24 protein-coding genes and 1 pseudogene are annotated in these 24,639 nt (G+C 71.2%); 7 read left to right on the top strand and 18 right to left on the bottom strand.

Annotation, left to right across the window (positions count from 1 at the left end; genetic code table 11):
• Together AC1Q9M_RS25045 and AC1Q9M_RS25040 are read left to right on the top strand one after the other, a co-directional pair.
• Positions 1-212 (top strand): annotated as a pseudogene (locus AC1Q9M_RS25045) (hypothetical protein); the annotation flags it as partial.
• A gap of 140 nt (positions 213-352) precedes the next feature.
• Positions 353-1,375: a LysR family transcriptional regulator gene (locus AC1Q9M_RS25040; RefSeq protein WP_492436341.1), complete on the top strand. Its 1,023-nt coding sequence runs from the start codon at positions 353-355 to the stop codon at positions 1,373-1,375.
• On the opposite strand, the gene AC1Q9M_RS25035 is transcribed toward AC1Q9M_RS25040, so the two are convergent.
• The 3 genes from AC1Q9M_RS25035 to AC1Q9M_RS25025 all read right to left on the bottom strand — a co-directional run bounded on the left by AC1Q9M_RS25035 (position 1,261) and on the right by AC1Q9M_RS25025 (position 4,213).
• Positions 1,261-2,334, bottom strand: a complete 1,074-nt coding sequence (locus tag AC1Q9M_RS25035) for an NAD/NADP octopine/nopaline dehydrogenase family protein (RefSeq protein WP_492436339.1) — start codon at positions 2,332-2,334, stop codon at positions 1,261-1,263. The two genes, AC1Q9M_RS25040 and AC1Q9M_RS25035, sit on opposite strands and share 115 nt — an antisense overlap.
• Positions 2,335-2,342: 8 nt before the next feature.
• Positions 2,343-3,320 (bottom strand): Bug family tripartite tricarboxylate transporter substrate binding protein, encoded by a 978-nt coding sequence (locus AC1Q9M_RS25030; protein ID WP_382152649.1) that lies wholly within the window; start codon positions 3,318-3,320, stop codon positions 2,343-2,345.
• A gap of 107 nt (positions 3,321-3,427) precedes the next feature.
• The gene (locus AC1Q9M_RS25025) at positions 3,428-4,213 is read right to left on the bottom strand and encodes an IclR family transcriptional regulator (RefSeq protein ID WP_382322458.1); all 786 of its coding nucleotides are present in this window, start codon (positions 4,211-4,213) and stop codon (positions 3,428-3,430) included.
• Positions 4,214-4,287: 74 nt separating this feature from the next.
• Between AC1Q9M_RS25025 and AC1Q9M_RS25020 the strand changes: the two genes are divergently transcribed.
• From AC1Q9M_RS25020 to AC1Q9M_RS25005, 4 genes are all read left to right on the top strand, one after another.
• A complete protein-coding gene (locus AC1Q9M_RS25020) occupies positions 4,288-5,388 on the top strand; it encodes a CobW family GTP-binding protein (protein ID WP_492436336.1) in 1,101 nt (366 codons plus the stop codon).
• Positions 5,376-6,776 carry a dihydroorotase gene (locus tag AC1Q9M_RS25015; RefSeq protein WP_382152640.1) on the top strand — a complete coding sequence of 467 codons (1,401 nt, stop codon included), beginning with the start codon at positions 5,376-5,378 and terminating at the stop codon, positions 6,774-6,776. Before AC1Q9M_RS25020 ends, AC1Q9M_RS25015 begins: the two co-directional genes overlap by 13 nt.
• A 33-nt stretch (positions 6,777-6,809) precedes the next feature.
• Entirely contained in the window at positions 6,810-7,805 is a 996-nt protein-coding gene (locus AC1Q9M_RS25010; protein WP_492436334.1) for a Bug family tripartite tricarboxylate transporter substrate binding protein, read from the top strand.
• Between the two features lie 327 nt (positions 7,806-8,132).
• A complete protein-coding gene (locus tag AC1Q9M_RS25005) occupies positions 8,133-8,519 on the top strand; it encodes a hypothetical protein (RefSeq protein WP_492436332.1) in 387 nt (128 codons plus the stop codon).
• A gap of 22 nt (positions 8,520-8,541) precedes the next feature.
• On the opposite strand, the gene AC1Q9M_RS25000 is transcribed toward AC1Q9M_RS25005, so the two are convergent.
• The 13 genes from AC1Q9M_RS25000 to AC1Q9M_RS24940 form a co-directional block, all read right to left on the bottom strand.
• A complete protein-coding gene (locus tag AC1Q9M_RS25000) occupies positions 8,542-9,681 on the bottom strand; it encodes a porin (RefSeq protein ID WP_382322464.1) in 1,140 nt (379 codons plus the stop codon).
• 153 nt (positions 9,682-9,834) lie between these two features.
• Positions 9,835-10,218, bottom strand: a complete 384-nt coding sequence (locus AC1Q9M_RS24995; RefSeq protein WP_444688849.1) for a nuclear transport factor 2 family protein — start codon at positions 10,216-10,218, stop codon at positions 9,835-9,837.
• A 2-nt stretch (positions 10,219-10,220) separates the two neighbouring features.
• Positions 10,221-11,072 (bottom strand): fumarylacetoacetate hydrolase family protein, encoded by an 852-nt coding sequence (locus AC1Q9M_RS24990; protein WP_492436330.1) that lies wholly within the window; start codon positions 11,070-11,072, stop codon positions 10,221-10,223.
• A gap of 32 nt (positions 11,073-11,104) precedes the next feature.
• The gene (locus tag AC1Q9M_RS24985; protein ID WP_492436328.1) at positions 11,105-12,646 is read right to left on the bottom strand and encodes a bifunctional 3-(3-hydroxy-phenyl)propionate/3-hydroxycinnamic acid hydroxylase; all 1,542 of its coding nucleotides are present in this window, start codon (positions 12,644-12,646) and stop codon (positions 11,105-11,107) included.
• A gap of 12 nt (positions 12,647-12,658) precedes the next feature.
• Positions 12,659-13,402, bottom strand: coding sequence for an IclR family transcriptional regulator (locus AC1Q9M_RS24980; RefSeq protein WP_382152621.1), 744 nt, complete (start codon positions 13,400-13,402; stop codon positions 12,659-12,661).
• Between the two features lie 33 nt (positions 13,403-13,435).
• A complete protein-coding gene (locus tag AC1Q9M_RS24975) occupies positions 13,436-14,254 on the bottom strand; it encodes a VOC family protein (RefSeq protein ID WP_492436325.1) in 819 nt (272 codons plus the stop codon).
• A 97-nt stretch (positions 14,255-14,351) separates the two neighbouring features.
• Positions 14,352-15,125: a class II aldolase/adducin family protein gene (locus tag AC1Q9M_RS24970; RefSeq protein WP_382322469.1), complete on the bottom strand. Its 774-nt coding sequence runs from the start codon at positions 15,123-15,125 to the stop codon at positions 14,352-14,354.
• 4 nt (positions 15,126-15,129) lie between these two features.
• Positions 15,130-15,855: a dienelactone hydrolase family protein gene (locus tag AC1Q9M_RS24965; protein WP_492436323.1), complete on the bottom strand. Its 726-nt coding sequence runs from the start codon at positions 15,853-15,855 to the stop codon at positions 15,130-15,132.
• 21 nt (positions 15,856-15,876) lie between these two features.
• Positions 15,877-16,977, bottom strand: a complete 1,101-nt coding sequence (locus AC1Q9M_RS24960; protein ID WP_492436321.1) for an alcohol dehydrogenase catalytic domain-containing protein — start codon at positions 16,975-16,977, stop codon at positions 15,877-15,879.
• Positions 16,978-17,011: 34 nt separating this feature from the next.
• Positions 17,012-17,989 carry a hypothetical protein gene (locus tag AC1Q9M_RS24955; RefSeq protein ID WP_492436319.1) on the bottom strand — a complete coding sequence of 326 codons (978 nt, stop codon included), beginning with the start codon at positions 17,987-17,989 and terminating at the stop codon, positions 17,012-17,014.
• A 115-nt stretch (positions 17,990-18,104) separates the two neighbouring features.
• The gene (locus AC1Q9M_RS24950; RefSeq protein ID WP_492436317.1) at positions 18,105-18,965 is read right to left on the bottom strand and encodes a fumarylacetoacetate hydrolase family protein; all 861 of its coding nucleotides are present in this window, start codon (positions 18,963-18,965) and stop codon (positions 18,105-18,107) included.
• A complete protein-coding gene (locus tag AC1Q9M_RS24945) occupies positions 18,962-19,891 on the bottom strand; it encodes a VOC family protein (RefSeq protein WP_492436316.1) in 930 nt (309 codons plus the stop codon). Before AC1Q9M_RS24945 ends, AC1Q9M_RS24950 begins: the two co-directional genes overlap by 4 nt.
• Positions 19,888-21,546, bottom strand: a complete 1,659-nt coding sequence (locus tag AC1Q9M_RS24940) for an FAD-dependent monooxygenase (RefSeq protein ID WP_492436315.1) — start codon at positions 21,544-21,546, stop codon at positions 19,888-19,890. Before AC1Q9M_RS24940 ends, AC1Q9M_RS24945 begins: the two co-directional genes overlap by 4 nt.
• A gap of 91 nt (positions 21,547-21,637) precedes the next feature.
• Between AC1Q9M_RS24940 and AC1Q9M_RS24935 the strand changes: the two genes are divergently transcribed.
• Entirely contained in the window at positions 21,638-22,537 is a 900-nt protein-coding gene (locus AC1Q9M_RS24935) for a LysR substrate-binding domain-containing protein (protein ID WP_444688839.1), read from the top strand.
• Positions 22,538-22,559: 22 nt separating this feature from the next.
• Here AC1Q9M_RS24935 and AC1Q9M_RS24930 read toward each other — a convergent pair whose 3' ends face one another.
• Positions 22,560-23,528, bottom strand: coding sequence for a TAXI family TRAP transporter solute-binding subunit (locus AC1Q9M_RS24930; protein WP_382322477.1), 969 nt, complete (start codon positions 23,526-23,528; stop codon positions 22,560-22,562).
• Between the two features lie 11 nt (positions 23,529-23,539).
• Positions 23,540-24,511, bottom strand: coding sequence for a Bug family tripartite tricarboxylate transporter substrate binding protein (locus AC1Q9M_RS24925; RefSeq protein WP_492436312.1), 972 nt, complete (start codon positions 24,509-24,511; stop codon positions 23,540-23,542).
• Between the last annotated feature and the right edge of the window lie 128 nt (positions 24,512-24,639).

The raw sequence follows: 24,639 nt of genomic DNA, 5'->3' as shown, positions 1-24,639 counted from the left end.
CCACCGCCGCCGTGGGCAAGACCCGCGCCGAAGTGAAGGCCGAACTGGCCGAAGCCCTGCGCACGGGCGACTACGTGATCGACGGCCAGACCGGTGTCAAGGCCAACGAACTGTTCTCCGGCCAATACGCCCAGCCGGTGCTGGCCGACAGCAAGGCACGGGGTGACGTGCGCGCCGAACGCGTGGAATCGCGCAGCAGCAACGGCGGCTAACCCGCGGTTCTGACCACGCCCCTGGCCGATGGCCGCCGATGGACGATCCGTCCATGGCGGCCATCGGCTTTCTGGGGTCCATCACCAAGACGCTATGCTGGTTGGCCGTCCTGTCCCGCAGGACCCATGAAAGGCATCGCGTGAGGAACCCATCGCAGCGGCTCATGGCCGCCCTGCGTTTTCGCCAGCTGGAGCTGCTCAGCACGCTGGCCGACACCGGCAACATGCGGGCCGCGGCGCAGCGGCTGCACATGACCACGGCCGCGGTGAGCAAGGGCCTCAAGGACGTGGAGGCGCTGTTCGAGCAGCCGCTGTTCCACCGCCTGCCGCGCGGCGTGGTGCCCACCGTGGCCGGCACGCTGGTGGTGCAGCGCGGGCGCGTGCTGCTGGCGGAGATGGAGCAGCTCTCCGACGAACTGGCCGCGCCACTGCGCCCGCTGCACGAGCGGCTGAAGATCGGCGCCACGCCGTTCCTGACCTGGACCGTGCTGCCGCGCATCCTCTCGGTGCTCGCGGCGCAGGACCAGCTGCCCGGCGTGCTGCTGCTCGAAGGGCGGCTGGCCGACATCTCGCGCCAGCTCGAGGCCGGCGAGGTGGACGCCCTGATCACCATGGACACGCCCTCCGAACTCGGCAGCCTGTCGGCCCAGGGTTTCACCATCGAGCACATCGGGCTGGAGCAGTGGCGCGTGGTCGGCTCACCGCAGCATGCGCTGGCCGCGAACCGCGGCGCGAACAGCCCGCCCCTGCGCTGGGCCGAGGTGGCGCAGGCCCACTGGATCCTGCCGCCCCGGCCGACCAACTCGCGCATGATGCTGGAGCACACGCTGCGCGGGCACGGCCTGCCGGCGCTCATCCCGCACATCGAGACCATGAGCGCGATCACCCACCTGGAGCTGGCCGAGCAGAACCTGGGCCTCACGCTCGCGGCCCAGGGCACGCTGACCGAGCGGCTGCGGCGCGGCAGCCTGGTGGAGCTGCCGATGGAGAGCCTGCCGCCGCCCGTGCCCATCGCCATGGTCTACCGCCGCAGCGGCAACGACCGGGCTCAGCTGGCCGGGCTGGCCGCCGCCGCGCAGCGCGCCAGCAGCGCGTCGGCGCCGCCGCCCGCGATGTCCAGCGCGTCGAGCAAGAAGTTGTCGGCGCGGAAGTCGCGCCCGTAGGCCACGGCCAGCAGGCCGAGGCAGGCCGAGAGCACCGGCGTGCGCACCCCGGCCGCGCGCCCGAGCGCTTCCAGGAAGGCCAGGCCGAACGGCGCGTCTTCCAGCACGTAGCGGTGCTGCAGCGAGGCCGGCCCGTTCGGGCTCATGCCGTTGGCGGTGATCGCGGCCGCCATGGTGTGCAGCGGCCCTTCGGGCACGTGGTAGGAGCGCGCGTAGTGCTGGCGCAGCGACGGGACTTCGAGCCCGAAGCCCTGCGCCACCGCGCGGCGCTCGAGGTCCAGCGCCTCGGCCATGCGGCCCACCACCGCCGTGAAATGGCCGAACAGCGACCAGGCTTCGCCGGCCTCCATGCGCGTGAGGTTCGGGATCACCTCGGCCGCGTGCGCGATCGGGTTGATGTTGGCCAGCGTGGGCGTGAGCAGGTTGTCCGCCGCGACGAAGCGGTCGCCGAACAGGTCCGCGCACAGCTGCCGCGCCTCCGAAGGGTCCAGCGGGCCCACGGTGGCCATGTCGATGCGGCTGCGCAGCGGGTTGACGTGCAGGCTGCCGTCGGGCTGGAAGTGCGTGGTCGTGAGCGTGGTGCCCCAGCCGCTGACCTGCACGCCCTCGGCCGCCGCCGCGATCCACAGCGGCGCCAGCGACAGGGCGCCGCTCACGATCACGTGCTGGCCGGGCCGCCACAGCGCGTTCAGCGGCCCGAGCACGCGGGCGTAGGCGTCGGCCGGCAGGCAGACCAGCACCACGCCGAACTCGGCGAGGCGCTCCGGCGAGGCCAGCCATTCGACCTCGACCTCGCCGCCGACGGCGCCCGAGCAGCTGAAGCTGGCGCGGCCCGCGTGGCGCCGCACCCGGCGCCCGGTGGGCGACCACAGGGCCGGCGCGATGCCGTCGCGCGCGAGAAAGGCGGCGGCGGCGCAGCCGACCGGCCCCGCGCCCACGATGGCGATCCGCGACGTCATGCGGCGCATCAGTCCAGCGAGAGCTTGCGCTCGCTGATCAGCCGGCCCCACTTGGCGAGGTCGTCGGCCGCGTCCTTGCGCAGCTCCGCCGGGCTGGCGGCGACCAGCTCGATGCCTTGCTGGCGCAGCCGGTCCTTCAGTTCGTCGTTCTTCTGCACGCTGCGCACCGCCTCGTAGAGCCGGTCGATGACGGCCGGTGGGGTGCCGGCCGGCGCGAACAGCGCGAACTTGGTGGCCGACTCGAAGCGCGGCACGCCCGCTTCTTCCACCGTGGGCACCTGGGGCAGCACCGGGCTGCGCGTGCTGCCGGAGACGGCCACCGCCTTCAGGCGGCCGGCGCGGATCAGCGGCACGGCCACGCCGATGTCGACGAAGCCCAGGTCGACCTCGCCGGAGGCCACGGCCAGCGTGGCCGGTCCACCGCCCTTGTAGGGGATGTGCGTGATGGAGGTGCGCGTGAGGTCCTTGAACAGCTCGCTGGCCAGGTGGCTGGTGGAGCCGTTGCCGCCCGACGAGTAGTTCAGCCGGCCGGGCTGCTGCCGCGCGAGCGCGATCACGTCCTTGACGCCTGGCGCGTTGAGCGTGGGCCTGACGGTGAGGATCAGCGGACTCGTGCCCACCAGCGAGATCGGCGCGAGCGCATCGGGCCCGTAGGGCAGCGGCTTGATCAGGTGCGGCGCGATCGCGTAGGTGCTGTTGGTCGCGAGGATGATGGTGTAGCCATCCGGCTTGGCGCGGCTGGCTTCGCTGTGGGCGATCGTGCCCACGGCGCCCGCGCGGTTGTCCACCACCACCGGCTGCTCCAGCTGCCGGGCCATGTGGGCCGCGAGGTGGCGCGCCAGCAGGTCGGTGGCGCCGCCGGCCGTCCAGCCCACGAGCAGCTTGATGGTCTGGTTCGGGTAGGTGCTCGCCTGCGCGAAGGCGGTGGGGGCGGTGCCGACCGCGATCGCGGCCAGGCCCGCGGCCAGGGCTTGTGTCAATGTCATCGTCGCAACCTCAGGGTGTTTCGCTGAGCGCGAGTCTAGGCAGCGGCGCGCGCCACCACCAGCGAAGCCTTCTCAAGAGGTCTTAACCGCCGGTGAACGCAGGGAGCTCAGGCCGAGGTTTCCAGCGCCGCCGAAATCGCCTGCGCGCAGCGCCGCACCTCGGCCGCGAAGGCGGCCTCGTCGTAGTGCGCGAGCTCGAACACCAGGCTCACGCCCGCCACCACCTGGCCGTCGCCGAACACCGGCGCGGCGATGCCCACCCGGCCCCGGGCCACCTCCGAATCGGTGCAGGCGAAGCCGGTCTCGCGGATCGCCTTCATCTGTTTCGCGAAGTCCTTCCAGCCCCCCAGGCCCACGGATTCGCGGATCTCCTGCTCGTGGTCGAGGTAGATCTGCTTGAGCGCGCGGTCACCCAGGTTCGCCAGGATGGCCTTGGACGTGGCCCCCTTGAACATGGGCAGGGCCACGCCGCGCTCGTAGGTGGACGAGGGCGGGTGGTCGCTGCCCTTCTCCTGGTGCACGCACATCACCTGGTCGCGAAAGCGCCGGCTGATCAGCACCACCGCGTGCTGCGTGGTGCGCGCCAGCAGCTCGCGCATCGGCCCCGAGGCCGCCTTCACCAGCGGGTCGCCCTGGCGCATCAGCAGGTCGTAGCGGATGAAGGCCGGGCCGAGCATGTACGCCGAGCGCGTCGACGGCGCCAGGAAACCCAGGGTGCTCAGTTCCTTGACATCCCGGTAGGCCGAGCTGATGGACACGCCCATCTCGGCGGCGATCGCCTCCACCGTCCACAGCGTGCGCCGCTCGAAGAGCTGAAGGATGTGCAGCGTCCGGTTGCGCGTGCGGATGCCCGCGCCCTCGCCCGAACGAACTTGTTTCGCATTTGTTTCCATTTTGCTATTATTCGCACTTGTTGCGAAAACTGATGCACCGCAAGCCGGTGCGATTTTCATCAAGGAGAGCCATTATGAGTTCCGATCGTGCGCGCTTGCCGGTGGCCCTGCTGACCGGTTTCCTGGGCAGCGGCAAGACCAGCCTGCTCAACCGCTGGCTGCGCGAGCCCGCGCTGTCGAACGCGGCGGTGGTGGTCAACGAGTTCGGCGACATCGGCATCGACCACAACCTGATCGCCAGCAGCAACGACAACACCATCGAGCTGAGCACCGGCTGCCTGTGCTGCAGCGTGCAGGGCGATCTGGTGGAGACCCTGCGCGAGCTGCTGGACAAGCGCAGCCGGGGCCTGGTGCGCGCCTTCGACCGCGTCGTGATCGAAACCACCGGCATGGCCGACCCCGGCCCGGTGCTGCAGGCCCTCATGACCTTCCCGGTCTCCAACGGCTACCGCCTGGCCCAGGTGATCACCACGGTGGACGGCGTCAACGGCGCCACCACGCTGGACGGTTTCGAGGAAGCCACCAGACAGGTGGCGGTGGCGGACCAGCTGGTCGTCACCAAGATGGACCTGGCCGACCCGCCGCAGGCCCAGGCGCTGCAGCAGCGCCTGCAGGCGCTCAACCCGGGCGCCACCGTGAGCTGGGCCACGCCGACCCAGGTGCCCTGCCTGGAGGTGCTCACCGAGCTCGACGTGTACGCCGCCGCGACGCCGACCCCCGCGGTGCGGCGCTGGCTCAACGCCGAGGCCCACGCCGACCAGCCCGCGCGCTACCGCCCGATCGGCGCGGCGGCCGCGCCCCACCACACCGAGGGCATAGCGACCTTCTCGCTCGTGTACGACGAGCCGCTGGCCTGGCAGGAACTCGCCGCCTGGCTCGATGCGCTGGTGCTCGCGCACGGCGACGACCTGCTGCGCGTCAAGGGCATCCTGAACATCGCCGGCGAGGCCCGGCCCATCGTCGTGCACGCGGTGCAGCACCTGTTCCACCCGCCCGCGCCGCTGGCCGAATGGCCCTACGAGGACCGCCACTCGCGCCTGGTCTTCATCACCCGCCGCCTGGACCGCGCCTACGTCGAACACATCTTCGACGTGATCCGCGGCCGCGCGCCCAGCCCGTCCCCTTCTTCCACCACCCCCCTCGCTCACAAGGAGAACATTTCATGGACACATTGATCCGCCACGGGCTGATCGTCACGCCGCAAGGGCGCCGCGTCGCCTCGATCGGCATCCAGGGCGGCCGCATCGCCGGCATCTACGAACCCGGGGCCGAGCCCGAGGCGCGCGAAGTCATCGAGGCCGATGGCCTGGCCATCGTGCCCGGCGCCATCGACATGCATTCGCACCACCGCCAGGGTTCGCTGCCGGGCTTCGAATACAAGGACACGATCCACACCTCCACGCTGCAGTGCGCGGCCGGCGGCGTGACCACCAGCGTGGCCATGCCCAACGTGCAGCCGCCGCCGAACTCGCTGGAGCTGCTGGAGCGCCAGTACGACATCTACCGCAGCGACGCGATCGTGGACTGGAACTTCAACCCCGCGCCCACCATCAGCGAAGAGATGCCCGGCATGGCCGACACCGGCATCGCCGCGTTCAAGATCTTCATGGTCGTGGACACCGGGCGCGACTACCCGCACATGCCCGGCATCGGCGTGCACGACCACGGCAAGATCCTGGAGATCATGCAGCGCTGCGCCGAGCTGAACGTGCCGCTGATGGTGCACCCGCACGACCAGGCGCTGATGGACGTGATCGAGCAGAAGTTCTGGGACCGCGGCGAGCGCGACGCCCTGGCCTACGCCAAGGCCTACGCCGCGCACGACGGCGTGATCTGGGAAACCGCCATCGCCACGCTGCTGCGCCTGCAGCGCGCCTCGGGCTGCCACCTGCACATCCTGCACACCCAGACCGCCGGCAGCGTGGAGCTGATCCGCCAGGCCAAGGCGGCCGGGCAGAAGGTGACCTGCGAGATCAACCCCTGGGCGCTGTTCCTGGGCTGCGAGTGGTCGGCCATCCAGCGCCTGGGCTCCTACGCGCTCTCGTACTGGGTGCCCGAGAAGAACGTGCCCGGCCTGTGGGAAGGCCTGCGCGACGGCACCATCGACATCGTCGCCACCGACCACGCACCGCACACGCGCGAAGAGAAGGAGATTGGCTGGACCGACGGCTGGAAGGCCCACACCGGCACGCCCTCGACCCAGTTCTACTACAGCATGTTCATGACCGCCGCGCTGGAAGGCAAGATCAGCCTGGAGCGCGTGGTCGAGGCCTGCAGCGCCAAGCCGGCCGAGCTGTTCAAGCTCGCGAACAAGGGCGCGCTGACCGTCGGCGCGGACGCGGACCTGGTGCTGGTCGACCTGAACCGCGAGTACGAGGTGCGCGACGAGGACGTGCTCAGCCTGATCGGCTGGAGCCCCTACGCCGGCCGCAAGCTCAAGGCCAAGCCGGTGCGCACCATCGTGCGCGGCACCACCGTCTACCTCAACGACCAGGTGATCGGCCAGAAGGGCTTCGGCCAGCACGCCAAGGCCGTGCGCGAACCCGCCGCCGCCCTGGCCTGAACAGCCCCCACCCCTGCCAGCCAAGGACTTTCCATGAAACGACGCTCCTTCGTCCAACACTCCCTGCTGCTGCCCGCCCTGGGCGGCCTGGGCCTGGCCACCACCACCAGCGCGGCGCGCGCCCAGGCCAACTGGCCCGAGCGCCCCATCAACATGGTGGTGCCCTACCCCGCGGGCGGCAACACCGACTTCGTCGCCCGCATGACGGCGGACTACCTCAACCGCGCGCTCGGCGTGCCGGTGGTGGTGGACAACCGCGCCGGCGCGGGCGGCACCATCGCCTCCATGCACGCGGCCAAGCTGCCGGCCGATGGCTACTCGGTGTTCCTCGCCTCCATCGCCCAGATCTCGCTCGCGCCCTTCCTCTACAAGATCCGCTACGACCCGTTCAAGGACTTCCTGCCGATCGCCAACGTGGCGGGCAATCCCCAGGTGGTGGTGGTGCCGGCCGCCTCGCCGCACAAGAGCCTGAAGGACCTGGTGGACCACGGCCGCGCGAACCCGGGCAAGCTGCTGATGGCGCACGCGGGCACCGGCTCCATGTCCTTCCTCGCGGGCGCGGCGTTCCTGAAACGCGCGGGCATCGACGCGGTGATGGTGCCCTACAAGGGCGGCGCGGCGGCCATCGCCGACACCATCGCGGGCATGACCGAGGTCTACACGGCCAACATCTCCGAGACCCTGCCCTACCTGCAGAGCGACCGCCTGCGCCTGCTCGGCGTGACCAGCCCGCAACCCGTGGCCATGCTGCCGGGCGTGCCCACCATCGCCTCGCTGTTCCCGGGTTTCCAGACCGAAACCTGGAACGGCCTGCTGGCGCCGGCCGGGCTGCCGGCCCCGATCGCCGACCGCCTCGCGGGCGCGGTGGCGAAGATGTTCACCGACGACGCGGTGCTCTCGCGCATGGCCAAGGCCGGCCTCATTCCGCAGACCGGCCAGCAGACACCGAAGGACTTCGCGCGCCGCATCCAGGCCGACGTGGAACTCTGGCGGCCGGTGATCAAGGCCATCGACGTCAAGCCCGAGTAGGCCCGGGCCGGGGCTTCTTCGCTGCCGGTGGGCGTGGCTGCCGTTCTCCGGCGCCTGCTCGCGGGCGCCTGCGCCCGGCAACCCCACCCACCGTCGAGAGTGCACCGCAGGCATGCGGTGCCTTCCTTTCGGCGGGCCCGGGACGACCTCTCGGCGGATGGTGTTCCCCCCGGACGCAGGCGCCCCATTCGCGGTTGCCACAGAGCTTGAGCGTCGGGGTCGTGTTGACGAAGGGGTCGCTGCGGACCCGGGCAGACGCCCTCGAGCAGGCGCCGGAGAACGGGGGGACGCCAGCCGACAGCGAAGAAGCGGCCCACAATGGCGACCATGACCCTGGAAGACTTGATGGCCATCGCCAAGCAAAGCCGCACCACCACCACTTGCCCCCACTGCCAGGCCCTGGTGTGCAAGGGCTGGGCCTCCGTGCCCGGCGGCTTCGATCTCTCGCGCCTGACACGCGCCGGCAGCTTGCGCGATCCCGACGCCGACGAACCCACACTGGCCGAGCACCACCCGAACGGCACAGGCGCCTGGTCCGACGACGCGCCCATCGCCCTCGGCTGGTTCCCCTACAACCGCTGCGACGTCTGGCAATGCAGCGGCTGCGCCCGGCCCTTCCTGCGCTACACCGAGGTCGGCGGTTACTACACCGACGAGCGCATCCGCGAACTGCAGGCCCACCTGATCGTGCGGCCTCCCCCCAACCCCGCTTGAGCGGCCGGCCGGGCCAAGCCCCTCAGAACGAGTGCCGGATGCCCAGCGCCAGGCCCGTGCCCGAGCGCAGGTTCGTGGCGCGGTCGGCGATCGCCACGCCGTACAGGTCGGTGCGCTTGGAGAGCGCGTGGATGTAGCCCGCCGACAGCGTGCTGCGCACGCGGTCGCTGACGCCGGCCTGCTCGCGCTTCGTGCGCGCCCAGGACGCGACGATGCGGCCCGCGCCCACCGGCACCTGCGCGCTCAGGCCCAGCGTGTCCAGGTCGATCTCCCGCAGGCCGCGCGCCTGCACCGTGCCGGTGGAGTACTGACCAAACACCTTCACCACCTCGAAGTCGTAGGACACGCTGGCCAGCGTGCTCTTGGTCTCCAGGATCACGTAGGGCGCACCGGCGGGTTCGGCCGCCGCGCGCGGCGTGGTGATGGCGGCCCCGTCCACGCGGCGGTGGTTCAGCGCGGCGGCGAAGGCACCCTGGCGGTAGTTCGCCGTGAGGTCCACACGGCGGCCTTCGGTGGAGGCCTCGCGCGCCACGTACTGCAGGTTCGCCGACAGGCCGCCGAAGGTGGGCGTGGTGTAGGCGACCGAGTTGCTCCAGATGCCGTCGGTGGCGCCGTTCACCGCGTTCATGGGTTGTGAACCCGTGATGGTGTGCATGAGGAAGGGACCGAGGTTCACCGACTCCGCGAAGGGCGTGAACTGCAGCGTGGCGATGTAGCTGCCGGTGGGAATGCGGCCCATGCGCAGGAAACCGAAGCCGCCGCGCAGGCCCACCCACGAGGCCAGCGAGAAGGTGCGGCCCACCGCCGTGTCGCCCGGGTGGCGGCCCGCTTCACCGGTGTCCATGCGGAAGTGGCCGCCGATGTCGAACGCGGCGCTCAGGCCGCCGCCCAGGTCTTCGCTGCCGCGCATGCCCCAGCGCGGCATGGAGAGCAGGCCGCTGTCCATGCGCGAGACCGTGGCCTCGCCGGCGAGGTTGCGGCGGTAGTAACCGCCGTCGAGCACGCCGTAGAGCGAGACCTGGCTGCTGCCGCTGCCGCCACCACCGGGCGCTTGCGCGAAGGCCTGGGGCGCGGCGCCGATCAGCGCGAGGCTGGCGAGGGCCAGGTGCACGCCACGGCCGAGCGAGCGCGGGGCACGGGAGGTTTTTGAAGAATGGGGCATCGATGTCTCCGTCCCTCTCTCTGCGGAGAGGGTGATGTGGTTGATGAGAAGAAAGAGAAGCAGATGCGATGCCTTCAGGCACCGGCGTCGGCATGATGTTCAGAGGGGGTCGCGAGCGTCAAAGCCTTGCCTCAGATGATGAGAAACGGCGCCTCACTTCGCCCACGCCGCGTCGTCCACGCGCGTCGCTTGAAAGCCGCGCAGCTTCCACGCACCGGCGGTGTGGACCCACAGTTGCGACACGAAGGCGGTGGAGGCCACGGCCTCGCCGCCCGGCATCCGCTGGCCGCGCAGGCGCATCAGGCCCGCCATCCACGCCGCGTCGCCGTGGGGGTGCACCACGAGGCCCTGGCGCTCCACGGCCTCGTAGCGGATGCGGTGCGCGAGGAAGTCCAGCAGTTGTGGCTTGTCGTTGACCAGGCCGGTCGAATGCACGTAGACCAGCTGCGCGTCCAGCACCGCGTCGATGCCACTCAGGTCGCCCGCCACCAGGGCCTGGCAGCGGCGCGCTTCGAGCGCGATCAGGGCCTCCTGCACGCTCAGGCCTCCTGCACCACGCCGTTGCTCAGCACGCCCACCGAGGAGATCTCCACCTCCACGAGGTCGCCGGGCTTGAGCCACAGCGGCGGCACGCGCTTCACGCCCACGCCGCCCGGCGTGCCGGTGACGATCACATCGCCCGGCACCAGCGTCATGAAGGTGGACACATAGGCCACCAGGCGCGGGATCGGGAAGATCATCTGGTCGGTGCGCGCCTGCTGCACCACCTTCCCGTTGACGCGGGTCTGCAGCGACAGCACGCGGTCGGCGGGCAGTTCGTCCAGCGTCACCAGCGCGGGGCCGAAGCCGGCCGTGCCCGCGAAGTTCTTGCCCGGACCGAACTGGCGCGTGTGGTGCTGCCAGTCGCGCACGCTGCCGTCGTTGAAGCAGCTCACGCCCGCGATGTGCGCCCAGGCGTCGGCCTGCGCGATGCGGCGCCCGCCCCGGCCGATCACGACGGCGAGTTCGCCTTCGTAGTCCAGCTGCGTCGATTCGCGCGGGCGCACCAGCGCCACGCCGCTGCCCCGCAGCGACTCGGGATGGCGGAAGAAGATGGAGGGGTTTTCGGTGGGGTCGCGCTGGGTCTCGACGCGGTGCTCTTCGTAGTTGTGGCCCACGCAGGCGATGGTGCGCGGCTGCGGGATCACCGGCAGCGGCGTCAGCGCCGCCAGCGCGTGGTCGGCCTTCGCGCCCGCGTGGGAACGCGCGAGCGCCTGCCAGTCCGGCAGGGCCAGCAGCTCGCGCAGCGTGGGCGCGGTCGCGCCGAGGCGGCGGCCGAGGTCGATCACACCGGCGTCGGTGCACAGGCCGTAGGAGGCACGGCCACCGATCTCAAAACTCATCAATTTCATGGGGGGTTCCTGTGAAAGAAAAAAAGAAAGGCTCAGGCCGGCTGGGGCACGACGGCGTAGACGTAGCGGTCCGGCCGCAGCACCAGGGCGGCGGCCCCGAAGCGCGCGAGCAGGGCCGCGAGTTCGCCGCTCGCATCGCGCACGCGCACCACCGCGCCGCCGTCGTCCGCGGGTGTGTCGAGAAAATCGTCTTCGCTGCGCACCAGCGCCACCTGCCCGGTGCACAGGCCGCTGGGCACCACCTGGCGCGCGGCCTCGCGCACCACGGCCGCGTCCCAGCCGATCACCGAGAAGCCCGCGCCCAGCACCTCGTCCAGCCGCAGCTCTTTCGCCGGGCGCTGCTGCACCCAGGGCTGGGGCGCGAGCTCGGTCGCGCTCAGGTTCGGCGAAGGCAGGAAGCAGCCTTGCGCGAAGCGCGGCTTGGGCTTGAACTTGAGCTGCAGGATGTAGTCGCGGCAGACCGGCAACAGGCAGGCCGCGCGCAGGGCGGTCTGGGTCAGCGCCGCGCCCACCACGCTCTTGGGCTGCATCACGCGGCCGATGCGCAAGGCCATCTGGATCAGCGCCGCCGCGTGCGGGCGCCGCTCCTGCTCGTAGCTGTGCAGCACCGACTCGGGCAGGCTGCCGCGCAACACGGCCGCGAGTTTCCACCCGAGGTTGGCGGCGTCGCGGATGCCGCTGTTGAGGCCCTGGCCCGCGAACGGCGGCGTGAGGTGGGCCGCGTCGCCCGCGAACAGCACGCGGCCTTCGCGCCAGCGCGTGGCCACGCGGGCGTGGAAACCGTAGATCACCTTGCGCACCAGCGGCAGGTCGCGGTCGGCCGGCACGCGGCGCGCGATCCACTCGCGGAAGTTGCGCTCGTCCAGCACGTCCTCGTCGCGGTCGCCTTCGCGCAGCATGAACTCGTAGCGCAGCGCGCCGCGCGGCCCCGGCAGGCGGATGGTGGGCCGCCTCGGGTCGCAGTAGGTGCTGGTGTGGCGCAGCGGCACGGTGCGCTCCGCGAGGTCCACGATGAGCCAGCGCTCGGCGTAGGTCTCGCCTTCGAGCACGATCTGGCAGAACTCGCGCACCGGGCTGCGCCCGCCGTCGCAGGCCACCAGCCAGCGCGCGCGCACGGGGCGGGCTTCGCCCTCGGCCTGCACCTGCACGGTGATGCCTTCGGCGTCCTGCTCGAAGGACGTGAAGCTGTGGCCGAATTTCACCGCCACGTGTTCGAAGCGCGCCAGCCCGTCGAACAGCGTTCGCACCAGCAGCGGCTGGCGAAACGCGTTGCGCTTGGGGTAGCCGTATTCCTGGCGCGTCGGCTGGATCGCCGCGAAGGGCCGGCCGCGCCAGTCGTGGTACTGCACGCCGTAGCCCAGCACCACGTCCTTCAGCACCGCGTCCAGCAGGCCGGCGCCCTGCAGCGTGCGCAGGCTCTCGTCGTCCAGCGTCACCGCGCGGGGCTCAGGCTCGAGCGCCGCGTTGCGTTCGATCACCAGCGTGCGCACGCCGTGCGTGCCGAGCAGGTTCGCCAGGGTGAGCCCGACCGGACCCGCGCCGACGATCACCACGTCGGGGTCTTTTCCATCCATCCACATAAGTTGCTAGCGCGGCGTTTCCAGCCGCCCTCCGATGCGCAGCGCCGCTCGCAGGACGTGGTCCGCGACGCGCTGCGGGTTGATGTTCGGTGCCTGGGCCCACATCACCACCGAGAGGCTGCCCAGCAGCAGCTCCCCCTGGTGGATCGGTGCGGCCCAGCCACAGGCTTCGGCGTCCACCTCGGCTGCCGTCACACAGACCTTGTCGCGCCGGATCTGCGCCATCAGCGCCGACAGCGCGTCGAAGCTGCCCGGCAGGCCCGCTTCGCGCAGGGCCGCCGTGTCGTGGCGCACGAGGTCGCGCAGGTCTTCGGGCGCCATGTGCGCCAGGATCACCTTGGACGTGGCGCCCCGGTACAGCGGCATGGCCCGGCCGCGCTCGTAGCTCACGTGCGGCGGCCCATGGCGCCCGCGCACCTGGTGCACGCAGACCACCTTGCGGCTGTGCAGGCGGCTGAGCAGCACCACGCCACCCGTGCGCTCCGACAGCGTCTTCATGATCTCGCTGGCGGCCGCGATCAGCGGGTCGTTGATGCGGATTAGGCGGTCGAGCTCCACGATCTCCGGGCCCAGCACGTACTGGCCGATCGAGGTGCGCTCGATCAGGCCGGCCTCCTCCAGGTCGGCGAGGTAGCGGTAGGCCGTGGCGGTGGAGATGCGCAGCTCGGTCTCCACGTCCACCGCGCGCACGTGCTTGAACCCCTGCTTGAACAGGCGAAGAACCTGCAAGGCCTTGGCGGTGGTGGTCATGGGTGGCGCTCCTGAAAGGGCAAGTCGGTGGGGCTAGCTTCGCATGATGGCCACACCCCAGCGGTTGAGGGTTGAGGGCTGGTGCGGCCATTCGCCGACCGCGCGCCCGGGCTCGCAGACCTCCAGCTCGGCGGAGATCTCCGCCATGTTGCCGTCCATGTCCTTGAGCATGAAGAAGGTGTCGTTGCCCGGCCCGTGCCGGCCCACGCCCCAGGCCAGCGGGAAGCCGGCGTCGGCCATGTGGTCGGCCCAGTCGCGCAGCGCGGCCCAGTCCTGCGCCTCGCACGAGAAGTGGTCGAAGCGCGCCAGCGGCGCGCGGAAGATGGCCATGGCGTGGTGCTCGGCGTCGGTGCGCAGAAAGGCCGCCGTGATGGCGCCGGCCTCGTCGCGCACGCGGTCCGACAGCACGAAGCCGAGTTGCTCGGTGTAGAAGGCCAGCAGCGCGGCGGGGTCGGGCGTGCGCACCGCGAAGTGCTGCAGCCGCGCGCTCGGCAGGCCGTCGGCGGTGGACGCGGCGGGCGCGGCCGGGCCGTGCTCGAAGCGGATGCGGCGGCCTTCGGGGTCGAGCACGGTGTGGGCGCTCTCGCCCACCTCCTGCAGGGCCACGCCGCGCGCCTGCAACTGCGCGCGGTGCGCGAGCAAGGCAGCGGCCGTGTCGAAGCGGAAGCAGGCCAGGTGCAGCTGGCCGCCTTCGCCGGGCCGCAGCACGAGTTCGCGTTCGGGCGCGCGGCACACGTGGGCATCGCCCTGGTGCGAGACCGCGAAACCGAAGGTGCGGGCGTAGAAGCCGGCCAGCGCGGCCGGGTCGCTGGCGGTGAGTTCGAGTCGCGCGAGGTGCGCTCCGATTTCCATGGATGTCCTTTCGAGATCGAGTGGGTCGATCATGGACATCGGGTGCCGGCCGGTCAAAACCGTTTCTCGTTTCCTGAGAAATGAGAACCCAGATGGCTCAGGCGCGCCGGCGCCGGGCCTCTTCCTTCCACAGCGCCCAGGGCCGCTCGGCCTGGGCCTCGTGGCTGCTCATGCACGAGGCGCACTCGGCCTCGCTCAGGTAGCTCACCTCGCCCAGACCCAGGGCGGTGGTCTGGACGCGCGCGTTCACCTCGGCGTAGACCGCGCGGTACACCACCTGCTTCAGGCTCTCGCCCACCACGGTGCTGCCGTGGCCGCGCATGAGCACGATGGGATGGCCCTCGAACTGGCGCGCCAGCGCGGCGCCGATGCGGCCGTCGCGCACCAGCAGGTCGCTGCCGTCGCCCACCACGTCGCGGATCTCGAACACCGGCGCGCCGGTGCCGATGAAGCCGGCCATGTGGAACACCGCGCGCAGCGGCGTGCCGCGCGAGATGGTCAGCGGCACGATGGCCGGCGAGTGGCTGTGCACGATGGCCTGCACCTGCGGGTGCGCGCGGTAGATTTCGGCGTGGATGAAGCGCTCGATGTAGACGCGCCGCCCGCCCGCGTCGATGGGCTCGCCGTCGAGCGTGAACGAGACGATGTCCGATGCGCCCACCTGGCCGGGCGCCATGTTGCGCGCGAGCAGGAAACGCTCGGGGTCGCGGTCGTGGCGCACGCTGACGTGGCCGAAGGCATCGACCACGCCCTGGTCGTAGAGGATGTGGTTGGCGCAGACCAGGTCCGCGAGCAGGCCGTCGCCCGGGGGCAGCGGCGCGCGCTTCACGTCATCGAGGGCAGCGGCCAGGGAAGTGGAGGGTGGGCACATGCGCTCATTGTCCGGGAGGCAGCTCGGTATTCAGGAAATCCAGTGTGCGCTGCCAGGCCTGGGCCGCCGCGCCTTCGCGGTACATGGCGGGGCGCGCGTCGCACAGGAAGGCGTGCCCGGCGCCCGGGTACACGTGCTGCGCGAAGCGCACACCGGCGGCCTGCAGCGCGTCATCGATGGCCTGCACCTGCGCGGGCGGGATGGTCGGGTCTTCCGCGCCCACGTGCAACAGCAGCGGCGCGCGGATGGCGCCCGCCTCGCCCAGCGTGGCGTGAGGGCCGGCGGCGATGCCCGGCCCGTAGAACACCACGGCCGCGCCCAGATCGGGCAGGCGCGTGGCGGCGGTGAAGGCGGCGCGGCCGCCGAAGCAGAAGCCCACCACGGCGGTGCGGCCGGCCTCGATCTGCTCCGCGGCCTGGAGGTGCGCGAGCACGGCCTGCACGTCTTCGAGGATGGGCGACACGCCGATCTGCGAGATCAGGGCCACGGCCTCGCTGTGCTGCGCGTAGGCGAGTTCGCGCGTGCCGCTGCGGTGGAACAGGTCGGGCGCCAGGGCCAGGAAGCCCTGCGCGGCGAAGCGCCGCGCGATGTCCTGGATGTGCGGGTTCACGCCGAAGGCTTCCTGCAGCACGATGACCGCGCGCGTGGCGGGCGCGGCGGGGCGCGCCACGTAGGTCTGCATGGGGCCGGCGGCGGTCGGCACGGTGATCCAGGGGGTCTGGTCTTGCAATTCAATCTCCGGTGGAAAGGGTCAGGGTTTCACCACCGCCATCCAGATGGGCAGGGTGCGGGTGCGGGTGGCTTCCAGCGCCTCGTTGACCTGCTGCAGGCCGAAGCGGTGGGTGATGAGGTCTTCCGCGTCGAGGCGCTGGTCGGCCAGCAGGGCCAGAACTTCGTCGGTGTCGGAGCGGGTGCAGGCGCGCGTGCCGACGAAGCGCCAGCAGAAGATCATCATGTCGCGCAGCGCGAAGGGCAGCGCGGCGTTGCTGCCGCCCATGTGCACGAAGCTGGCGCCCTGGGCCATGGCCGAGGCGGCCTGCGCCGAGCCCGGCCCGTCGGGGAAGTAGTCGAGCACGGCGTCGGCGCCGCGTGGCATGAGTTCGCGCAGGCGCTTGGTGAGGCCTTGCGTCTCGGCCCAGTCGGGCGCGAGTTCGTCGAGCACCGCGAGCTGCACCGGCAGATCGCCGGCCAGCGGGCGCAGGGCTTCGAGCCGCTCGCGCGAGCGGCCCACCAGCACCAGCTCGCGCGCACCGTAGAAGCGCGCGAGCTTGATGCTGGCCGTGCCCATGGTGCCGGTGGCGGCGGTGATGACCAGGCGGCCGGTGGCGGGCAAGGCCGCGCCCTTGAGCGCGCGCACCGCGTTGGCCAGGTCGTGCACCTTGGCGCCCACGTCGAAGCTGACATGCGCGGGCAGGCGGTCCAGCAGGTCGGCGGGCACGCAGGCGTACTCGGCCAGGCCGCCGTTGTGGTACTTCGCGTACAGCGCCATCGGGCCACGGCCGAAGCCGGCGTGGCCCATCATGGCGGCGTCGTTGCACATCTGCTGGCGGTCCGAGCGGCAGTAGTCGCACTGGCCGCACGAGAGCATGGGGTGCACGCGCACCCGCGCGTCCTGCCAGGCGGCGTCCACCCCACGGCCCAGCGCCACCACGGTGCCGGCGATCTCGTGGCCCGGCGTGGTGGGCAGGTGCTTGAAGCGGCCCATTTCGAGCAGCTTCATCATGCCGGGCGCGATGCCGGCCGACGCCACCTTGACCAGCACCTCGCCGTCGCCCGGCGTGGGCACGGGCAGGGTCTCCAGGCTGAGTTCGCGCGCACCCTGGTGGGCGCGCGCGGCCATCATCGTTGACATGTCTGTCTCCTTGTTGTGATTGGTTCTGAAGCGCTCAGGCGCCGCGCAGCCAGGCCAGCTCGTCGGCCGGCAGGCGCGTGCCCTGGCGCAGGGCCGGCGCCACCTGCGGGATCGGCAGGGTGCTGGCCAGGGCCAGGTGTTCGCTCGGGCCGCTGTGCAGGCTGGTGAAGGCGATGCCGCGCGGGATCTGCACGAAGTCGCCCGGCACCAGGTGCACGCTGCCGCGCTGCGTGACCAGGGTGCGCTCGCCCTGGATCTGATACTGCACCTCGCAGGCGTCGCGGTGCCGCGTGTACACGGCGCCGTCGTCCGAGGCCTTGCGCGAGCGGCCGATGGCAACGGCCGCGCTGCGGTACAGCCATTGCAGGCCCTCGCCCTCGGGGTGCAGCACCTGGATGCGCTCGGCGTCGTGCTCGGCGTGTTGCAGCAGCAGGGTCTCGTCGACCGGCGAGAGCGCGAGGTCCTGGCCCGGGCCGCCCACGCCTTCGGTGGTGAGCTCGTTGATCACGGCCGGCGTCCAGCCGGGGAAGGGCGTGCTCAGGTACTCGGCCTGGCGGCTGAAGGGCACGAGCTCGCGCACCGGGCCGGGCACGTAGAACAGCAGGTGCACGTCGTGCCGGCCGAAGTTGTCGTGCGCCACGCCGTTGGGGATGCGCGAGAAGTCACCCGGCCGCAGTTCCACCGTGCCCAGTTCGGTGATCAGGGTGCGCTCGCCGCACACCTGGAACGACAGCTCGTCCACGCCGGTGTTGCGGTGGTAGAAGGGCTGGCGGCCGTTCATGTTCTGCCATTCGATGCGGATGTCCGCGCTCTCGTACACACCCACGGGCGGCGCGAAGGCGCGCTCCACGTAGGCCGCGCCGAGGTGCGCCACCTCGATCGGCGGGTACTCGCGCGCCCGCTTCATCGGGGACGGCAGCGGATCGGCGAGCAACAGCGCTTCGCGGCGCTCCAGCACATAGGGCGGCGCATCGAAGGGAAAGGCATCGATGTGTTCGCGGACCAGCTTCATGGGGTTTCTGCCTGACATGGAAATTGCGTGAAGGAAAACAGCACGGTGGGAGCATGCCCACCGGGGCGGCCGGGGTCAAACCCGTTTCTCGGATGCTGAGAAACGGGGTCGGCAATCATCGCTCGTCCACGATGGGGTTGCGCAGCACCCCCACGCCTTCGACCTCCACCTCGCACACGTCGCCCGGCTTCATCCACAGCGGCGGCTTGCGCGCCAGGCCCACGCCGGCGGGCGTGCCGGTGATGATGAGGTCGCCCGGCACCAGGGCCATGGCCTCCGAGCAGGCGGCCACCAGCGTGGCCACGTCGAAGATCATGTCGCGCGTGTTGGCGTCCTGCACCACCTGGCCGTTGAGCCGGCATTGCAGGCGCAGGCCGTGCGCGCCCGGGGGCAGTTCGTCGGCGCTCACGAACTCGGGGCCGAAGCCCCCGCTGCGGTCGAAGTTCTTGCCCATCATCCACTGGTTGGAGCGGAACTGGTGGTCGCGGAGGGAGCCGTCGTTGAACAGCGTGTACCCCGCGACGTGGTCCAGCGCGTCTTCCTGGCGGATGTAGCGGCCGCCCTTGCCGATCACCGCCACCAGCTCGGCCTCGTAGTCGAACTGCGCCGACACGTGCGGCCGCACCAGCGGCTGCCCGTGGGCGACCCAGGACGAGGGGTAGCGGTGGAAGATCACCGGGTGCTTCGGTTTCTCGAAGTGGCTTTCGGTCGCGTGGTCCACGTAGTTCAGGCCGATCGCGAAGGCCTTGGCGGGCTCCAGCACCGGCGGCAGGTAAATGAGGCCGGCGAGCGGGCGCGCGTGCTGGCAGCGCTCGATGGCCGCGCGCGCCGCGCGAAAACCCGCCTCGCCCTGGCGCAGCAGCTCGTCGAGCGAATCGGGCAGGCCGGCCGCGGTGAGGTCCAGCAGGGTGTGGTCGTTCACGCGCGCGCCCAGGCGCGCGGCGCCGTTCTCGTCTTGGAAGGCAATCAGTCTCATGGGATCTCGTGGTTGGTGATGAAGTGGGTGGGAACGGCCGGGCCCCAGACGAACAGCGCGTCCTCGGCGGGGTGGTCGGCGGCGGGCCAGTCCAGGCCGGCGGGCACGTGGTCGATGCCGGCCGAGTACTCGCAGAAGCTGCCCCAGGGGTCTTGCACGTAGTTGAAATAGTTGGAGCCGAGCACGTGCCGGCCCACGCCCCAGCCGTCGCCGTAGCCGGCGCTGCGCATCTGGTCCATGCCCTGCCCCACCTCGTCGAGGCAAGGCACGTCCCAGCTGCTGTGGTGCAGGCCGGGGCCGTGGGATTTCGCGAAGGCCACCAGGTGGTGGTCGCTACCGTGCGGCGTGTGCAGGAAGGCGATCACGTCGCCCGAGCGGTCCGACAGGCGCAGGCCGAGCATCGATGAACAGAAGGCCAGCATGCCCAGCACATCGGGCGTGAACTGCAGGATGTGCGAGAGGTAACGCGGCCGCACGGGCCCGAGCCGGCTGCGCGGCGAGGCCTGGCCCTGGCCGGGCACGGCGGGCACCGGCGGCCGGGGCACCGAGGGTGCGGAGGGCGAGACCTTGGGCGCGACCACCAGCTGCAGCGCCAGGCCATCGGGGTCGCGCAGCCACAGCCCCGGCTCCTGCGCCAGCGGGTGCGGCTCGCCCGCGCGGCCCTGCGCCGCGATGCGCTCGGCGAAGGTCTCCACGTCGTCGGCGTGGATGCCGTAGGCCACATATTGCAGGCGCTTGCGCTCGCCGCCTTCGAGCACGTGCGCCCAGACGTGAGGGTGGCCGAAGGTGCGCAGCAGCAGGCGGTCGCCGTCGCGCCGCACGTCCAGGCCGAAGCAGGTGTAGAAGCGCTCGGCCTCGGCCAGGTCGGGCACGGTGAAGGTGAAGCGGTGCACCGAATGCACCGCGGCGGGCAGGCGGGTGTTCATGCGAGGGCCTTCTGTCGAGGGGAAGCCACGAGGGTGTGGCCGGTGATGCGCGCCACCAGCGCGTCCGGCGCGTCGGGCCAGTCATCGCCGCGCCAGGCCACGTGCTGGTCGGGCCGCACCAGCGTGAGCCGGGTCGGGTAGAGCTCGGCGAACGCGCCCCAGGCCGGGCGCAGCACGGTGAGCGGCACGCCCGCGGCGCGCAGGCGCTCGCGCACGGCCTGCACCACGGTCTCGGGCACGTCGGCGTGCGCGAGCAGAGTGAAGCCTTCGCCGAAGTGGTCGTACAGCGAGCTGCCGTCGTGCAGCCAGGCGTGCGGCGCGCGCGCGCCGGGCCGGTTGGACGGCACGTAGTTCAGGTAGTCCATTTGCGGCGCGCGGCTGCCGTCGTGGGCGATCACGGGCGAGTCCTCGTAGCGGTAGCCGAGCACCACACCCAGCGTGGTGAACTCGCGCGACTTGGCGGCCTGGATGCGCGCGCCCACGTCCTCGCGCAGGGCCGCGCCGGCCGGGTCGTCGGCGTCCAGCCCGGCGCGCGCGAGCTGGTTGCCCAGCAGCGCGTGGTTGGCCACGGCCTCGTCGAGCACCATCTGGTGCACCGGGCGGCGCTCGGCCATGTAGCTGTCCAGCAAGGCCTCGCCGCCCCAGCCCGCCAGCACGGCCGCGAGCTTCCAGCCCAGGTCCACGCTGTCGGCCACGCCCATGTTCATGCCGTAGCCGCCGAAGGGCGGGTGCAGGTGGCAGGCATCGCCGACCAGGAACACGCGCCGGTCGCGGTAGTTGTCGCCCAGGAATCGGCTGGCCACCCATTCGTCGGTGGACAGCGCGCGGTAGGGCAGGTCGATGCCGGTGGCGCGGCGGATCAGCGCCGCGCTGCCCTCGGCGTCGAGCCGGAAGTCAGCGGGCACGCCGGTGGGCATGAAGAACCAGGTGTCGCCCCGGTCCATCGGGCCGATCAGGCTGGGCACGTCTTCATTGATCTGCCAGTACATGATGGCCGGCCCCAGCGCGTGGGCCTGCGCCAGGCCCGGCGCGTGGAACACGATGTTGTAGTTGCGCGAGAGGCCGTACTGGCCTTCCAGCTTCGCGCCCATGCCCTCGCGCACCAGGCTGCGCGCGCCGTCGGCACCCACCAGGTAGTCGGCGGAGACGGTGTAGGTGTCCTCGCGCTGGAGGTCGCGCACCGTGACGTGCACGCCTTGCGCATCCTGCTCGAAGGCCAGCACCTCGCTGTTGAAGCGGATTTCCACGCCCGGCAGCGTCTGGGCGTGGGCGCGCAGCACCTCTTCCAAGCTGTACTGCGGGATCCACTGCGCGTGCTCGGCGTAGAGCGGGTTGCGGCCCGGCGCGCAGAAGAAGGCGTTCTCGAAGCGCGTGAGTTCGTGGCCCGAGAGGCGGGTGCAGAACACCACGTTGGACGGGTAGTCCACGCCCAGCGGCGAGGCCGCGCGCAGCTGCGGCGCGATGCCCCAGCGCCGCAGGTGCTCGCGGGTGCGCACGTTGGTGGTCTTGGCGCGCGGCGCGTAGCCCACGCGGTCGTTGCGCTCCAGCAGCAGGCAGGGGATGCGGCGCTGGCCCAGCTCGATGGCCAGGGCCAGGCCGGCGGGGCCGGCGCCGACGATGAGCACGCGGGGAATCACGGGGGGCGAGGTCTTCATGCGGCCGCATCGTAGGCAGCCACCGCGAATCGGAAAAGACGGAGAATTGCGGGATGCGATATGTTTTTTCGATCACCCCGGGCGGCGCGGCATGAAGTTCAACGCCTTGCGGGATTTCCTCGCCGTGGCCGAGCGCGGCAGCCTGCGCGCGGCGGCGCGCCAGCTCGGCAGCGCGCAGCCCGCGCTGAGCCACAGCATCAAGGAACTGGAGAAGGAACTCGGCGTGGTGCTGTTCGAGCGGCGCTCCACCGGCGTGGTGCTGACCGACATGGGCGCGGCCTTCCACAAGCGCGTGGCCTGCGCCATGCACGACCTGCGCCGCGCCACGGAAGAGCTGGACCAGCTGCGCGGCGAGGTGCACGGCAACCTCGCGGTGGCCATGTCCAGCGTGGCGCACATCGCCCTGCTGCCGTTTGCACTCGGCGCGTTCCGCGCGCGTTACCCCCAGGTGCAGATCGACATCGTGGACGCGGTGTACCCGGGCAGCGAGCCCGGCCTGCTCGACGGCAGCCTGGACCTCTACATCGGCCCGGCCCCGGCCGACGTGGTCTCGGCGCTGCAGGTGGAAAAGCTGTTCGACAACACGCGCACCATCGTGAGCCGAAAGGGCCACCCGCTGGCGCAGGCGCGCTCGCTGCGCGAGCTGGTGGACGCGGAATGGATCACGACCTCGATCACGCACAACGCGGAAGAAGAGCTGGGCCCGCTGTTCGCGCAAAACGGGCTGCCGGCGCCCCGGCTGGTGATGAAGGCGCACTCGGCGCTCACCTTCATGGTGGCGCTGGCGAACTCCGACCTGCTGATGATGCTGCCGGTGCAGTGGATCCAGTCGGAGTCGCTGGCGCCGCTGCTGGCGCGCATCGACGTGCGCGAGCCCCTGCCCGCGCCGCCGGTGTGCCTGGTGCGCCGCGCCGGCCTGCCGCCCACGCCGGCGGCGGAGTACTTCTGCGACATGGTGCGCCGCGCGGTGCAACACATGCGCGCGCCCTGAGCGAGGGCGCTGCGCGCAAGGCTCAGAGGTGGCCCGCGGCCTCGTAGTAGCGGCGCGCGCCCGGGTGCAGGGCGATCGAGGTCCGCGCCATCGCCGAGGGCACCAGCGGGTAGCTCAGCGGGCTGCGCTGCGGCGGCAGGTGGCGGTACTGGCGCTCGATGGCCGCGCGCGTTTCCACCAGGCACCAGGTCAGCAGGTGGGCGATGTCGTCGGGCATGTCGTCGCGCACCAGGATCAGGAAGTCCGAGAAATCGAGCGCGGGCAGCGAGGTCTGCAGCGAAGGCCAGTAGCCGGCCGGCAGGTCGTTGCGGCCGAAGCCGTAGTCCTTCTGGAGCTGCTGCAGCACCGCCTCTTCCGACGGCAGCGGCACCACCTTGCCGGTCTCGACGATGTCGGACCACCAGGGCGTCATGATCGCTTCCTGCAGCACGCCGTCCACCTCGCCGTCCTGCATGCGCTGCAGGCTTTCGCGCGGGTTGGAGTCTTCCACGTAGCGGCCGCCCCAGCTGGCGAAGGTGGCGTCGTCGATGCCGTGCGCCTGCATGAACAGGCGCGCCACGTAGCCGATGAAGTTGGTGCCGTCGTTGCGCGAGGTCGCGAGGCGCAGTGCCGGCTTCTTCTGGCGCAGCTCCTCGAAGCTGCGGATGCCCAGGTCCGGCCGCAGGGCCAGCACCATGCGGTCGTTCTGCGGCAGCACGGCCAGGGCGCGCAGGTGTGGCGCGGCGCGGCCCTGGAAGATCAGGCGGCCGTCGAGCGCGGCGGGCATGAGCATGGCCGGCGTGACGATGCACAGATCGGCCTCGCCTTCCTCCACCAGGTCGATGGCCTCGATGCCACCGGCGCGGATGCTCCAGATCGCCACGCGGCTGCGTGGGCCGCTGCGCTTGCAGAACTCTTCGCACAGCCAGGAGCAGATGCGGTGGAAATTGGCCTGGCCCCAGTCACCGACGAAGCGCAGGTGGTGGGAGTGTTCGAGGCGGGGTGCGGTCATGGTGGGGACTTTCATTCGGGCTTGACGTCGGCGTCCTTGATCACCTTCTTCCAGTAGGCGGTCTGCGCCACGATCAGCTTGCCGAACTCGGCCGGGCCCTGGCTGTGCGGTTCGAGGCCGAGCGTGATCAGGCGCCCCTTGACCTCGGGCTGGGCCAGCACCTTGATCACGTCGCGCGAGATCTCGTCCACCAGCGGCTGCGGTGTACCGGCCGGCACCACCAGGCCGCCGAAGCCCACGGTCTCGAAGTCCGCGTAGCCGGCCTCCTTCATCGTGGGCACGTCGCGGCTCAGCGGCGAGCGCTCGGCGCCGGTGCTGGCGAGGATGCGCACGCGCCCGCTCTGCACGTGCGGCACCAAATCGGAATAACTCGCGAAGGTGGCGGTGACCATGCCGGCGGCCAGATCCACCACGGCCGGCGCCACGCCCTTGTAGGGCACGTGCAGCATCTCGATCTTGGCCTGGTGCGCGAGCTGGCTCGCGTTCAGGTGCGGCGTGGAGCCGTTGCCCGGCGAGGAGTAGGCGAACTTCGCGTTCGGCGCCTTGGCCAGCGCCACGAACTCCTTGACGGTGCGCGCGGGCACCTGGGTGTTCACCGCCAGCCACAGGCGCGCGTCGAACATCTGCGCGACCGGCGCGAAGCTGGTGACCGGGTCGTAGTCGAGCTTGGTGGAGAGGAAGGGTGCCTGGATCGTGGGCGTGACGGACAGCAGGATCGTGCGGCCGTCCGGCGCGGCCTTGGCCGCCACGCTGGTGGCCAGGATGGTGGCGGCGCCGGGGCGGTTGTTCACCACGACCGGGATGCCCCAGGTCTTGGCCAGGCCGTCGGCCAGGGCGCGCGCGGCGTTGTCGAACGAGCTGCCCGAGGAGGCCGGCGTGATCAGCGTGACGATGCCGCCCTGGAAAGGGCCGGCCCAGGCGGCGCTCGCGGCGCCCAGGCTGAGGGCGGCCAGGGTGCGCGCCAGGATGCGGGTAGGTTTCATGGGGTCTCCAGTATCGAATGGGAAGCGGTGTGAGGGTCGGGATGGTGGCGCCGCGCCCTGGGACCGGTCAATTTGCATTCTCGTTTGATGAGAATCCGCCTCGGAGATGCGGCCCGCATTCCCCGCCG

The organism is Hydrogenophaga sp. GW823-FHT04C09 (genome assembly GCF_058796355.1).
This window is presented reverse-complemented; position numbering and strand designations above follow the sequence as displayed.